The organism is Paenibacillus sp. B2(2019) (genome assembly GCF_008370385.1).
In the GTDB taxonomy this organism is placed as follows: domain Bacteria; phylum Bacillota; class Bacilli; order Paenibacillales; family Paenibacillaceae; genus Paenibacillus_AQ.
This window is the reverse complement of the sequence record NZ_VTZR01000031.1, coordinates 25,519-39,477: the sequence shown is the minus strand read 5'-3', so window position 1 is coordinate 39,477 and position 13,959 is coordinate 25,519. Positions and strand designations below refer to the sequence as shown.

General features: G+C 41.5%; 11 protein-coding genes and 6 pseudogenes. 12 read left to right on the top strand and 5 right to left on the bottom strand.

Features of this window, described 5'->3' with window-relative positions; all coding sequences use genetic code 11:
• Nucleotides 1-345 precede the first annotated feature (345 nt).
• The 4 genes and pseudogenes from PAENI_RS30235 to PAENI_RS30220 form a co-directional block, all read right to left on the bottom strand.
• Nucleotides 346-1,125: pseudogene (locus tag PAENI_RS30235) on the bottom strand (MFS transporter); the annotation flags it as partial.
• Between the two features lie 326 nt (nt 1,126-1,451).
• A complete protein-coding gene (locus PAENI_RS30230) occupies nt 1,452-2,489 on the bottom strand; it encodes an alpha/beta hydrolase family protein (protein WP_149647803.1) in 1,038 nt (345 codons plus the stop codon).
• Nucleotides 2,489-3,112: a GNAT family N-acetyltransferase gene (locus PAENI_RS30225; protein ID WP_262495782.1), complete on the bottom strand. Its 624-nt coding sequence runs from the start codon at nt 3,110-3,112 to the stop codon at nt 2,489-2,491. Before PAENI_RS30225 ends, PAENI_RS30230 begins: the two co-directional genes overlap by 1 nt.
• The gene (locus PAENI_RS30220) at nt 3,084-3,929 is read right to left on the bottom strand and encodes a helix-turn-helix domain-containing protein (RefSeq protein WP_149647800.1); all 846 of its coding nucleotides are present in this window, start codon (nt 3,927-3,929) and stop codon (nt 3,084-3,086) included. The genes PAENI_RS30225 and PAENI_RS30220 overlap by 29 nt, the downstream gene beginning before the upstream one ends.
• 289 nt (nt 3,930-4,218) lie before the next feature.
• On the opposite strand from PAENI_RS30220, the gene PAENI_RS30215 reads away from it, so the two are divergent.
• From PAENI_RS30215 to PAENI_RS30175, 11 genes and pseudogenes are all read left to right on the top strand, one after another.
• Complete coding sequence (locus PAENI_RS30215) at nt 4,219-4,419, top strand: ATP-binding protein (RefSeq protein ID WP_149647799.1); 201 nt, start codon at nt 4,219-4,221, stop codon at nt 4,417-4,419.
• A gap of 22 nt (nt 4,420-4,441) precedes the next feature.
• Nucleotides 4,442-4,843 carry a hypothetical protein gene (locus tag PAENI_RS32435; protein WP_223179038.1) on the top strand — a complete coding sequence of 134 codons (402 nt, stop codon included), beginning with the start codon at nt 4,442-4,444 and terminating at the stop codon, nt 4,841-4,843.
• A gap of 240 nt (nt 4,844-5,083) precedes the next feature.
• A pseudogene (locus PAENI_RS32860) lies at nt 5,084-5,893 on the top strand (FGGY-family carbohydrate kinase).
• Nucleotides 5,880-6,167, top strand: a complete 288-nt coding sequence (locus tag PAENI_RS32115) for an RbsD/FucU domain-containing protein (protein WP_188114749.1) — start codon at nt 5,880-5,882, stop codon at nt 6,165-6,167. The pseudogene PAENI_RS32860 and the gene PAENI_RS32115 overlap by 14 nt, the downstream one beginning before the upstream one ends.
• Before the next feature lie 515 nt (nt 6,168-6,682).
• Nucleotides 6,683-7,762 carry a DUF418 domain-containing protein gene (locus PAENI_RS30200; protein WP_149647797.1) on the top strand — a complete coding sequence of 360 codons (1,080 nt, stop codon included), beginning with the start codon at nt 6,683-6,685 and terminating at the stop codon, nt 7,760-7,762.
• Nucleotides 7,763-7,945: 183 nt separating this feature from the next.
• Entirely contained in the window at nt 7,946-8,404 is a 459-nt protein-coding gene (locus PAENI_RS32110) for a hypothetical protein (protein WP_188114748.1), read from the top strand.
• Between the two features lie 26 nt (nt 8,405-8,430).
• Nucleotides 8,431-8,574, top strand: a pseudogene (locus PAENI_RS32855) (MFS transporter); the annotation flags it as partial.
• A gap of 330 nt (nt 8,575-8,904) precedes the next feature.
• A complete protein-coding gene (locus PAENI_RS30185) occupies nt 8,905-11,106 on the top strand; it encodes a M1 family metallopeptidase (protein ID WP_149647796.1) in 2,202 nt (733 codons plus the stop codon).
• Between the two features lie 74 nt (nt 11,107-11,180).
• Nucleotides 11,181-11,409: pseudogene (locus PAENI_RS32850) on the top strand (tyrosine recombinase XerS); the annotation flags it as partial.
• 295 nt (nt 11,410-11,704) lie between these two features.
• Nucleotides 11,705-11,837 (top strand): annotated as a pseudogene (locus PAENI_RS32420) (DUF6254 family protein).
• 214 nt (nt 11,838-12,051) lie between these two features.
• A pseudogene (locus PAENI_RS30175) lies at nt 12,052-12,336 on the top strand (MarR family transcriptional regulator); the annotation flags it as partial.
• 213 nt (nt 12,337-12,549) lie between these two features.
• Here PAENI_RS30175 and PAENI_RS30170 read toward each other — a convergent pair.
• A complete protein-coding gene (locus PAENI_RS30170) occupies nt 12,550-12,786 on the bottom strand; it encodes a hypothetical protein (protein ID WP_149647795.1) in 237 nt (78 codons plus the stop codon).
• A 329-nt stretch (nt 12,787-13,115) separates the two neighbouring features.
• Here PAENI_RS30170 and PAENI_RS30165 point away from each other — a divergent pair, with 329 nt between their 5' ends.
• Nucleotides 13,116-13,508: a hypothetical protein gene (locus tag PAENI_RS30165; protein WP_149647794.1), complete on the top strand. Its 393-nt coding sequence runs from the start codon at nt 13,116-13,118 to the stop codon at nt 13,506-13,508.
• Nucleotides 13,509-13,959: the final 451 nt, after the last annotated feature.

The window sequence follows — 13,959 nt, the reverse complement described above, 5'->3', positions numbered from 1 at the left end:
GGACTCGGCATATTTAATCCAGATAAAAACCCAACGCAAAGAATAGGATTGCAGCCAGATATTCGTCTTGATCCTACCATCGAAGGGATTATGGAAGGCAGAGACGAGTATATTGAGAGAGCTGTTGAATTAATTAAAGGTGGTTATTAATTATGAAAGTGTATAGCACCTCCTTTTTAACCGATTTCCACCTTAATATATGAATGGGGTATCTACAATCAAGGTTTTGCAAGAATTTTGAATCTTTCACTTGAAAATGTTACACAGTATAAATTATGTAGTTCGCGGAGCGTCCACGTACATCCTACTCGAATTAATCGGGTTATCTTATTCTCAAGTAATTATTCATCTCTGTATAATTATCTTCATTGCTGAAGTAGGTCTAGTAAGAGAAAAAACAACACATACTAGGGCTACAATTACGATAGCCGCACCAACCCAAGCTGTACTTCGCACCGTACCTGTCTGTTCTAATACAACTCCTCCAATTCCTGAACCCAAGGATATGCCAATTTGGAGAGCCGAGTTATTAAAGCTTTGTTGAATATCTGAATGATCAGGATCGATCTGAATAAGGTAATTCTGTTGAGGTGGCGAAAGACTCCAGCTTAGTACCCCCCAAATGACCATAACTACAAGGAATGAGATTATCGAGATGGTAGAGAAGGGAAGCAATAATAAAATGGCTGCAAAGGAACTGATAACAATAATAATACATTTACGCGAACCAAGACGATCTCCAAGTACCTCGCCGAATGCTCCTCCTAAGACAGCAGATATACCAAAGATAAAATAACACATGCTTATCCAATATTGATCAAGATGCAGCTCAGATGCTAAGAATGGAGTGGAATAAGCATATAGCGTATAATGTCCGGCCAGGGTAAAGAGCGTCGCGAGATGAGCACTTGCTACTTTCAAATTACCTTAAGCCTTGATCTGTACAGATAAGGGCTTGATATTTTCCGCAAGGATCTATTCCAAAAATGCATAAATAAGAACCATAGAGAGAAGAGATAGCAAGGTGATTCCGAGAAAAATAACACGCCAGCCAAAAGAGTTACCTATTAATATGCCAACAGGCACTCCTAACACCATTGAGGAGCTGATTCCCATATAGACAATTCATGTATCCCATCATTTGGCGGGTTAATTGCATTTCTTTTGCAAGGGATGGCATGATTGGAGAAGCAAGGCCTACCCCTACAAAGGCAATAAATAGGTTAATTAAGATGACAACTAATGATATTTTTTCTCTAGATAATTTACGCAAATGTTTCCCCACTCATTTCTAATATCAATGACGAACGAATGGCCCTTGGCTCTACTTGGACAAGCTGCTGCGCCCATCCCAATAGAAATTATCCAACAGTCACCCTGTCATCAAACTGTTCAGGTAATTGTTCGACACCTTATATTCATAAATTAGACACTGTATCGAAATGTAATGTTCAAAACTCTACTTCACTAAGTATGTTACTTTGATTGCGGATTTTTTTTAGGAACGTTTCCATTTCATCCAAATATTTCGGCACCGTAATTTGCCGGGGGGCGAATATACTTATCATCAAAGCTCGAAAATCTGAATCCGCCGTTTTCGTGCTTATCATCCTATGTTCCGTGTCAGGGAAGACGGTTACCGTCAATAATTCAGGCGGTACGATGCCGCGATATACTTGCTCCGTCTCTTTCGAATCTACATTTATATCTTTGTCACCTAATAGCAGCAACACAGGAGAGCGGAAAAGGCGAAGATCATCGGTTGCATCTGACAAAAAGTTTTTGCTGACAAAAGCCCAACGCTCTTTTGACATCGCATCTTTTTCGCCAACTAGCTTCAAGTATTCGTCATAAGACGCATTTTCCGTTAAAAGTTTCCTTACTTCCATGTTCTTTGCCACTGTTTGTTCAATGTCAGCTTCTGCATAACCATCGTGTTGCATTTGCATACGAGTGTTGTACTCTCCTTGACTCGACCAGTTAATGGCAGGTGCTACGAGTATACTAAAGGCAAGCGGTTCTTTACCGGCCAGTTTTGGAATAACCCATCCTGCTTGACTTGCACCCCACGTTCCTATTTTTGTTGCGTCAATCATCGGCTGTGCTTTTGCCCAGGCGATAGCCTGACGCGCTTCTTCCACGCGATCATCGATACTTTGATCCAGCCAATTTCCTTCTGAGCCGTTGATGCCCCGCTTGTTCAGCGACAAGGAAGCGTAGCCAGCGGAAGCTAACCGCTCCCATAGCGGCTTATAGCCCTCATCGAGGGAGGCTTCAATGGGGCCGTCACCATGAATAAACAATACTAATCCCAGTTTGTCCGTATAGTTTTTAGGAAGTACAAACGTACCTGTCAATTTGCCTTGGGGCGTCTGGATTTCAACAGCTTGCTCAACCATATCAAAGCTGTGTTGTTTCAAAATATAAAGTCCTGCACCGCCAAATAGCAGGACGATGATCATAATGGCGATCGTTATTTTCTTTTTCATCATATTTCTCCTCTGATAGATTCGCTTTGTTTCAACTTCATCAACATATAATCCCACTTCGATTCATTGAATAACAAATGCCGTACTAAGCTATTTTTTTGTAAATGAGTCTGGAATGACAGAAGCTCGTATAGATGCTTGGCACGCGGGTTACTACCTACGACGTGTAAGCTCAGCACATCTAGGTGTGGCTCAGTTAGCACAAAATGCTGCGCCCACTGTAATAATAGCTTTCCGACCCCCTTGCTTCGATGGTCCGGATGGACAACAATGTCAGCAATATAACATTCTCCAGCCTGTGGTTTATGATCTAATAAAGATAATCCGATCAACATTTTAACCTGGTTCCATTTTCCTAACCTATTGAAGCTTTTCCGCGAAGGAAGTTTTTGCTTTTGCTTCATATCATATTCGGGCTTCCATTTGATAGAAATCGTACCGATCACTTTTCCATCCTGCAGGGCGGCCATTCTTTGACCTGCCGGTTCGGTGGGGTAATGTTCAAACAGATTTTCGAAAAAAAGAGCGAGATCGTCATCGTTCATGTTCGTCAGGGTTTGGAATTTTCCGCGAAACCCGTGAACAAGCAATCGGCTAACCTGGGGATTGTACTTGGCCTGCATTGGTTCGATTGTTATTGGCGCTATCGTCATGTTCGATTTCCCTTTTCTGAATTAGAGCCGATTCGATCAAGATTTGCAGCTCGTAATGCAACTCGTTCTTGCTAAATAATGATAAATAGGATCTTTCAATAAGGATAAGGGGTCCAGCTAGGTTATATGATTGCACAGCAGCATAGTCGTACAACTGTTCAATCATTTGTTCAAGCTCTTCTTCATCATTAACGAGGGACTGTATCGAAACGTAATTTCCCTCAGGCAAACAAATGTCGCCAGGCCCGTGAGTTTCCAGGCATAAGGTAGTTGTACTCGAATCATCGTATATATAATGAATGTCCGATTCGAACAAGTTCGGAACATGCTTCGCTTGTTCAGCCAACAGTCTGGCATTAGGCTTAGTGTGTGAATCCATTTCAATCCAACGTGCAAAATAGGTAGTGTCACGCCGCTTTATTTGATAGTGGTTGGACTGCGAATTAAAGTTTTGCTGTTCCTGCAAAACTTTTTTGATGAACTGTTGAAGCTCTTTGAGCCGCATCAGCTCCGCATCTACTTCCCGCAAGGAATGATGAAGAAGCTGTCGATATTGATCTGCAGAATAGGAGGTCATACAATCTTTTATGGACTGAACAGACACTCCCAGCTTGCGAAGCAATAGAATATGTGATATCTGATATATTTGATCGATGCCGTACATTCTATATTTACTGTTATCTGTGTAGGCGGGCTCAAGAACTCCTTTCTCTTCAAAATAACGAATTTGATGAACAGAGACGTTCATAACATTAGCTAATTCACTAATCGTAATTTCACTCTTCATAAAAACTCACTCCTAACCCTTGGAATACCTCAACGATACACCTTAGGTCTGACCTAAGGTCAAGGGGTTGTATAAATTTCTTTATTTAACCTGAACATTCAGGCAGATGAAGTGAGAGTAACTTGAATGAATTTTAAAACGATATTATAGGTATATTAAGTCTATAAAAGAAACGAAAATCGATTTCTAGGCAACTGATGTGGGAGCTTGAACACATAATTATATCCATTTAGTTTCGACCATCCTTAAAATCATTTTGTTTATAAGTGGAAAATTTAATGACAAGGAAATGAGGGGAGTGCAGGAGGATGGAGCAGTAATTCTTTCTGAAAGTGGAAGATATATAGGGGTTTGGACTAAAGCTCATATTTTCGATAAATTTTATCTGGGTGATACTTCTCATTACAGAACAGGATACGGACTTGGACTTCCACTTGTAAAACGCATAGTGGAACTTTGCGGCGGTGACGTTGGCGTTCAAAGTCAATAGCGTAAAGGCAGCATATTTACACGTGCTGTCCCTGACGTCTGGGACGAAAGCGGCAGCAGTTCAAACCGCTATTCACATAAAAAAAGTCAAGAAAACAGAATCGGCAAGAGCTTTACTGGTTAATGTGGCGAATGGCACCGTGAAGGCTATCGAAGAGAAATCTTATAAGCATGGAGTCATTACAGGGAAATTACCGGATTCCTCAATTCCGCTAGAGAGCGTTTGGGCGCTGCAGGACCCTAACGACTATATGGAGGTTTTGATCCATACTATTAAAGAGTGCTTGCAACAAGCCAACATAGACCCTAGTCAAGTGATCAGTTTAGGTGTCGATTTTACAGCCTGCACTGTGCTTCCGGCACGATTGGATTGTGTTGCAGTTAACCAGACATTGGAAAAGCAATTCATGCGCGGCAGGCTATAAAGAAATCTGGAGTAAGCAGGATGGGTTTCCCTCACGTTCCTTTTTGAAAGATTTGCATGAGGATTTAGAGTATTTTGTGGAAGAAAAGATAGCTCCCCCATCGTCCCGGTGGCCGGCAAGCTTACCGCTCAGGCGGCGGAACAATTGGGCTTAACGGAGAGTACGGCTGTAGTTGTATCTACGATTGATGCGCATGCCAGTGTTCTCGGAGCAGGCATTGTGCAATCAGGCCACCTGCTAATGCTCATGGGAACTTCAATTTGCCATATGGTAATGTCGGAGGAAGCGAAATTTATTCCGGGTGTGAACGGTGTAGTTGAAGACGGAATTCTTTCAGGTTATTTCGGCTATGAAGCGGGACAAGCAGCAGGTGGAGATATGCTGGCTTGGTTTGTAAAAAATGCGGTTTCCAAAACGATTCACGATGAGGCTAACGCCCAAGGCTTTTCCATCTATCAATGGCTCGAGCAAAAAGCAGCGATGCTTCATCCAGGTGAAAGCGGTTTAATGACATTGGATTGGTTTAATGGAAATCGCTCTATCTTGAATGATAATTCTCTTTCATGATTAATTGTTGGGCTGAGTCTGCAGTGCAAACCACGGGATATTTATTTGTCTCTTATGGAAGCATTGGCCTATGGGACTCGAACAATCATAGAAGCCTTCGAGCAAGGTGGTATTGAAATTAAAACTCTGAATGCATGTGGCGGTTTATCTACTAAAAATGCTTTGCTGATGCAAATTTATGCGAATGTCACGGGAAAGGAACTGCAGGTAGTGACAACACCTTACGCATCTGCTCTCGGTTTAGCTATTTTTGCCGCAGCCTATCAATCGGATGGAGGTTATGAAAGTGTTCTTCTGGCTGCTTCTCATATGACCCATAGGATGACGTTTCGTTATCAGCCTGAAACGGACAAGGTTAGCTTGTATAATAAACTTTATCCGCTTTATCAGCAGCTGCATGACAGCTTTTGGAAAGAGCTAAAGGTAATGAAGCAGCTAAAAGATTTTAAACTTAAAGAGGGACTGGGAGTTGAAATCAAATAAAGCTAAAAGGCATATTAATCGCGGGCTAAATGAAGTGTTGGCCGCTATGGATCATGATCAAATTCTCATTGTCAGTGATTACGCAGAGCTCCAGAGGTTATTTCCGGAAAGTGGGCACGAAATCGTACCCCACGTGGATTTAATGGGAAATATTGCGAACCAGGCTATAGCGGTAATTAGAACAGGCGCCTATAATCCTTGGGGGAATATAGCTTTGGTTTCAGGGACGGCCCGTTACGCTTGGTTTACCCATTCCGAGATCACGATAACTTAGACTATATTTTAAATAGCATCTTACGGTTAATAGGATGATCTCTGCTTCAAAACGCTTCCATTTAGACAAATCTAGGTCTGTTTCCAAAATGATTGCCCCATCCCTTAACTTCAGTTCAATCATCATTAATTTGAGCTATGCACCACAACCCCGCTGCATCGTGCTTGTGATCTAGAGACGTCCTGCATGCCTGTTGTTCAATACAGAAAATCAGGAAAATAGAACATACTTCTTGAAATTTTGAACAAAATAATTGACCTTAGGTCAGACCTAGGGTTTATTGTTTAGTTATTCCAAGCCGCATCCCTTAGGAGTGACGCTAACCGGATACTTCACAGGCATTTTGGGTTCTTCGTTCTGAACCATTGAAGTCTATGCTTATAGAGGTGCCTTATTTTGGTGTATTAGTTTTATCGGATTAGGATACTCACTCGGTTCTCAATGGGAAAAGCTGCTGCTATCTATTGAGCGATGTCACGTCATAAAGCGAAATGTATTAAGGGAGAGGATATGGCATGAGTCAAGCGAAAGAGCGGATAACTGCCTTTGATTTTGCAAGAGCATTGGCGATCTTCGGCATGGTAATGGTGAACTATAAGCTAGCGATGCAGGCAGAGAGTGGCGGACCTGCATGGTTGCAAGCGATAGCGGGCCTTTTTGAGGGGAGAGCATCCGCCTTGTTTGTCGTGTTGGCTGGCATTGGGGTGGCATTAATGACCTCGAAAGCCCGTAACTCAATGAACTGGGAACTCATTCGTCAAATCCGGAACAGCTTGTACAAGAGAGCTGCTTTTCTGTTTATATCTGGCGTGCTTTTATTGCTAATAGGCTGGAGTGCCGATATTTTGCATTATTATGCGGTATTTATGCTTGTAGCTGCAGTCTTGATCACAGTATCCGATAATATAATACTAGTTTTGTTTTCGATAATCCTGGTAGCATCGCAGTTGTTTTTAGTCGTATTCGATTACAGCAAGGGATGGGACTCGAGTTTTAAGGAATACATGGGCTTTTGGACGATAGAAGGGTTTACTCGCAATCTGTTATTTAACGGATTTCATCCCATTTTTCCTTGGCTGAGCTTCTTCCTCATCGGCATGTGGATTGGCAGGAAGCGCTGGCTGAATAAGGAAAACCGTTCGAAATTACTAGTATATTCGTTGTCAGGAACGGTTGTTTTTGAATCGATTTCTTTCTTCTTGGTTAAATGGACCTCCCCAGTACTGAGTAAAGAAGCAGCAACTTATCTTTTTGGAACAAAACCGATGCCGCCCACAATGCTGTATGTTTTCTCTGGCATTTGTTCAGCTGTCGCCATCATTGCGATCTGTCTTTATGTGGTCGATAAATTTGAAAATTCCCTTCTGACACAGGCGATGATCCATACAGGACAGTTATCGTTAACCCATTATATCGGGCACGTAGTGATCGGAATTGGTTTTCTTATGACAGTGGGTTATTTGGAAAACGGAAGTCTTTCTTTTGCAATGGCATACGGAACCGTTTATTTCATTATCTCCATTATCTTTTCGAGTCTGTGGAGAAAGTGGATGAAAAGAGGTCCGATTGAGCTGATCATGAGAAAATGGTGCTGAGTGGTGTAAGAGGCTTGAAAAGTAACATGTGACAACTTATTATTCAATGAACGTTGAGGGAAGATGCCGTCCATTGTTATCGTTTTAGCTACGCTCCCTTGGACGGTCCAACAGGAGGCTTTTTTAGCAAAGAAGGTACAATGGCGTAGTAGTAAAATGAAGTTAGCGAGGGGGGGAAGAAGTATGTCTTTATTCTCACAAACGATAACTGACTTTTGGCGGAAGCAATTTTTGAACGGAGACATCCTCTATACCGATGAAGTCGCTACTGTTGCCATCAACACGAACCTGGATAAAGACAGTCTGGTTATGGCGGTCCTGATGCATGCGATGGCCGATAAGGTAAGCCTTTATCAACGACAAGACCTGTCTGTGAAGATCATTCGCCGAAAATTGAATGAAGCGGGAGTCACTCTGCATGGCGGAGATTATCTTTTTTATTTTTCAGAAGCCGATGAGAACGTCTTGCTGCAAGAAAACCTGAAAGGAGACTTTCACTGGTTAACCGAGCAAGATGAGGCGGCCTTCTCCGAGTTCGAATCCTGGCATATATGGAAGCTGAATTATTCCAAATTGTCATTGCGTACCTTTTCCCGTTCCTTTAAATATAGCAGCTCAAATCGATCATCATTTCGTTTATAGAGTTCCGTGTCAGTGAGGCTAAAAGCATTACGTTGGGAGCTTCCATTGGTGATTGGTTTATCTCTCAATGGGGGATACATCCGCTCATATGGAGTGGAATCATATTCGCTTTGCTTGCTTTCATGTTGATTATGATAAAAATTAAAGCTTTTAGTTCAAGAGCCACATAAGACCCTTTTTTGAAGCCCAACAGGCGCTACTATAACGGTAGCCTGTTGGGCTAGATGTATTGTCAAGCCAAGTGCGGGAGCGGACCTCCTTGGAAAGCTGTTTTATCGATTTACCCACTCATCCATGGGCCGTTTTCTATTCTCTCAACAGTCGTGTTAGTGGAATACACTTGTGCAGAGTATCTGTTTTAAAAAACTATAAGTGATTCCTTTTTAAGGTTAATGTAAGGTTCCTTTAAAACTCGTGTAAAGTAAGAGCTTTATACTAGTCTTTGTACATACTCGAGAATCTACGATCATGATTAGGAACTTATCATTAGGAGGAGCAACATGAATAAACTTAAACATTGGAATACTAAACTACCGAAGTGCATGATTGCCGGCAGTCTTGTTGTCGCATTAAGTACAGGCCCTGTTTTCGGGACGGGGATAGCGATGGCGGCGAAACCAACAATTCAGAACGATTCGTTGCTAGAAGCCGATGCGGCTGTTCATCAGCTTGCGCGCTATCAAGTAGACGCAAGGCTTGATGAGAAGAAGATGACAATTCACGGTACAGAAACTGTGACCTATCGAAACAACACGAAGGATACACTGGACAATATTGTATTTCACACCTTTGCAGATGCAAACCGTTCAAAGGAAACACAGTCGGGTATGTTCGAAAATTCAAATGAACGAATGGCAAAGGAAAATCCGGATAAAAAACCTGAAGATTTCCTGGGCGGCATTGACATCAACAATGTGAAGTCGTTTGGTCAACCCTTGAAGTTCGATAATACGAATCAGGCACTTAAGGTTGCATTGGGACAAGCATTGCAGCCCGGGCAATCTATCACACTGGAACTTGAATTTGACGTAAAAATTCCTTATGGCTCACAGCGGTTGTCCCATTACAAGAATATCATCAATGGCGCTCATTGGTTCCCTGTGCTTTCGGTCTATAACCCTGCAGATCATACATGGGACAAAACTCCTTACAGCACTACATTTGAATCCGATTATTATGATTCTGCGGATTATCAGGTAACCATGAATGTACCCGCCGATTACCAGGTTTCCATGCCTGGAACACTGACCGTACAGGATGCCGAAGCAGGCCGCAAGATGGTAACGGCCACTGCGAATAATACGAGAGAATTTGTCTTCTTCACGAGTCCAGATTTTAAAGTAGAAAGTGTTACACGAGATGGTCTGACCATACAATACTATTACTTTGATAATCAGAAAGACAAAAAACAGATTATCGATCAATATATTGATCAAGCGTTTAAAGTCATTAACTTCTTCAGCGAAAAATACGGTAAATATCCTTATCCGGAGTTCAGAATTGTTGAATCGTACGTTGAAGGGATCGCTGTTGAATTTTCGCGAATGATTCAGATGGGCATGATCGAGGGTCAGCCAGATATTTCGAACCATTCAGCATTTGTCCATGAAATTGCGCATCAATGGTTCCACGCATTAATTGGAAATAATTCTGAGAAGGAATCATTTCTAGATGAAGGATTTGCCGATTTCTCTATGGTTTATTTCTATGAGAAACAAGGAAATCCGTTAAATGGATTCAAGGTGATTCAATTCGATGAAGTATCGTTAGATAGTCCGCTTGATGCGACCAATGATAAGGTTGGCGATTCTCCCGACGCCATTTTTTATAAAAAAGGCCGTCAAGCCATCTATGAGTTGTATCGTACGCTTGGCGAAGAGAAGTTTGATAAGTTGATGCAGACATATTTTGACCAGTATGTATACAAAAATGCGACGATCGAAGGACTGCTTCAGGTTGTTGAGAACAAAGCGGGCAAAAAGATCAGAGATGATTGGGAAGCGGATTTGCGCCAGCCCAATTATTCTTTGAAGTCTGAATATCGTCTAACAGCGGACGAGGAAGCCGCTTATATGTACGAGCAATTTAAATCAATATACCATTCGGTGTTTGTGCAGTTTCCAGAGGTTCCGTCTGAAACGATGAGCCGAATTATCGATAAAACGTTGCAGGGCGAGCCGCTAACGATTATCTTGAGCGACCGTTTGACATCGGACAAAGCAACAAAACAACAGGATCAATTGCTCAACCAGTTTCAAGGCTTCTTCCAAATAGCAGGAATAAAGCCAACGATTATAACGGAACGTCAAGTATTAAAAAACAAGCTTAAGAAGGAGCTAGGGGACAGTAATATCATTGTCATAGGCAAACCGGATGCGAATGGGTTTGTACAAGCCTTGAAGTCCGGCATCATCAAGCGTGCTGATACAGTCGGTTTTAAATGGCAGGAAATCATGAATAAGTCTAATCAATCCGGAGCCTACATTATCAAACATCCGTATAACCAGAATCGTCTCATGTTGCATTATTTTTGGACAGGGGACCAATTGAGTGATCAGACGGAAGATCCATTTATGGCTAAAGCATTGGAATCATTGAATTTTTCAAACCATTTCTATCAATATTATGTTCTGAATAACACAGGTAAGAGCAGCAGCGAACAAAAGATCGAAAATCCGTATGCGAAACTATTTGCAGAATAATAAATCACAGGGCAGTCTTAGTCCCGAGGGAGTTCCATGGTCGTTGATTTTGGAGAATTATATTTTTTGTTAACATGGATTCAAACAATTATCTTAAAATTAGAGAAGCACGGTACAAACCAGAGAAATCAGCTCATTTTTATTTATGGCTGCACCGGTTGGAAGGAAAGGTACTAATCGCTGTTTAAATCAAAGATCTATTGAAAAGCTCGTTGAAAAATATGCAATTGCCTTTGGAAAACCAGCTCTAACCGTGCACCGTTAAGACACTCATTTGCAACTCGATACCATAAGGAGAATAATAAGTTTTTTTGTAATTATGATACCACGTTGAATAACGGTTTTATAAACGGCCAATCTTAACAAAGGAACTATTACTCCATAAACTGGCTACAATGTGCAAATCTGATCGGAAAACTCGATTGTGCCGCTTACAGTATGCACCAGCGGCCAACGGATACGAGAGAACGTACCAAAAAACAAATACCCTAGTGTATTATGCCTGTAAACACAAAATAATTATATGAATGAACGTAGCCATGGAATGACATCATAAGGAAGTAGTATACATCTCAATTTCCAGAGGAGGATATCTTTTATGGCTCACCAGAAGAGAAGGAAGGAAGGAAGCTGCCTGGAAGTCACGAAAGCAAGAACAGCATCCCCATGGTAAAATCAAATCGCTTAAGGGATTGTCCAGCGAATATGAAGATAAGAATACTACTTTTTAAGAGAAAGACTGTCGGAGAAATTTACCGGCAGTCTTTCTGCATTAGGACTATTATTACCTGTACAACGGGCACGGAGACGTGGTGCAGATGGTAGTTACAAGAGGCAACTCAGCCTGTCGGTTTTTTTACTCTAAGGATCTCTGCCGTTGGTTTTCATTGGCATTGATAGAAAAATGTGTTGACGAAAAAGTAATTAGGGGCCATACATAAATATATGAACAATAATAATAATGTAACAAATGACATTAACGCTATTCCCACGCTTGTACCAATCCAAGCGTCAGATTGATCCCTATAACCTAGACATAGACGCACAGGCTATACTCGTCGCGTCTAGGCTAATGGCCGCGGGAGCCAAGCTTGGACATGCAGTGGAGATTCATTTCTCCAGATTCGGTTTATCAACAGGGCGCTATCGTTTTTTGGCAGACTTGAAGATAACGATGGAGAAGAGTTGCCTTCGCAATTAGCGGAGAATCTAGGGGTTACACGCAGGAGCCATTTCACGGCGCTTCTTCGCTCCTTCCTACGTCAAAATGACCGATCTCTGGCGGACATCGTCACGTCGAAACGAAGTCCGATTTTAACAGATCGTTTGTTCAACTTGATGGCGGAAATTATTACTGCACACCAGGAGAAGAAGGAGGGCGCCGCTGATCATTCAAAGATACCTATACAGAAAGGCATTACCACTTGCTACGGTTCAGCAGCTCTAATTGGCACGGTTATTGCTTGGCTTTGAGATGACATGCCCTATACCCGGCACGGTTTTGTAAGCATAGGCAAGTACACGCAGTGCTCTGCTGGAGAACTCCTCATTAGCTTCACTGAAACGTTCAAGAACTTCCGGGGTCATCGGCACTTCTTTTCCACTTATTAATAGTACATGCGTGTATGGATCAAAGAGCACATCCACGAAAACAAGGTTAACGAAATGCAGTAACGGCACGGGTTTTCGACATTCCCGGGTTATTATTTTTGTTCGGTTAAGGTGAAAATCATCAGGTACTCGGCGTGTTTGGGGATGTCAAAGAACGTAGATAATATAAGTCCGGAATGGTGAAACGCGAAGAAACTTACAAGGAATTTGCAGGGGATGACGATGGGGAAAACATTGATATTGATATTAAATTCATAAAAGACGTTAACGGGGGGATCCGCGGGCGTCCCTTTTTTGTCCAAATCGCAATTTGTATTCATCACTCAATAAAAGATACCGATATTAAATGAGATGTTACAACTATTTCAAAAAATTCCATTCGATGAGGATGTGGAGTCATGCGTATTAATAATTCTAGTCCTAGCGTTTATCACATTAACCAACGCAACAATCTATCAAACAACAAAGAGTTGTTTAAATCAACGCTTCTCATACAAACAGTTGAAAAGAAAGAAGACGAAGAAAAGAAGGACAAATCGGTAGAAAAAAAGGGGCAACTGGTTACAGCAAGGGAAGGCGCTTATATTAGACAGTATCTTGTTAATTCAGACGGCTCAAAAGTTTTATTGAGTGAAACAAAACAAGCTGAGGACGAAGCTACAAGTACAGAAAACTATTCGCGGTTACTTTCCAACTCTAATAAGAATCAGAATATTGACGACGGAATGAGTAATAATTCAAAGGAAATAGTAAGTCTGTTAAATCAAAAAATAGGTAATATAAACCAGTAAAAGAAGAGCTGATTAGTAATTATAAGGAAAAAGTTTTTTAGTTTAATGAAAATAAAGGGCATTCCTTAGATTTTTTCTGGGAGTGTTCTTTTTTGTGTCGTGCATATACTTCCACTTTGTATGCAGAACAGAATCCTGAATATATCTTGTTACCACACGAAAAGAGGCGTGAGGAAGGGCACCCGACGTCTACGTTATTTTCCACATCTTTATCGACGTGACTTATTGCGTTTCCGTTTATAATATCGACGGCGCGTTTCATGGCGCGTTCGCTCGGTGTGTTCGACGTAACATTAATATTTACTTTACCGTAAGGATATTTTTTCTTATCCTCTGAAATTTCTGTTCGCTTATCAATTCATACTTCGTTAAGTAGCCATTTGGAGAGTTTTCTCAAGATCTTTATCATTTAAAATCTTTATAAAAATACTGATCTTCCCTGGATCAGTAT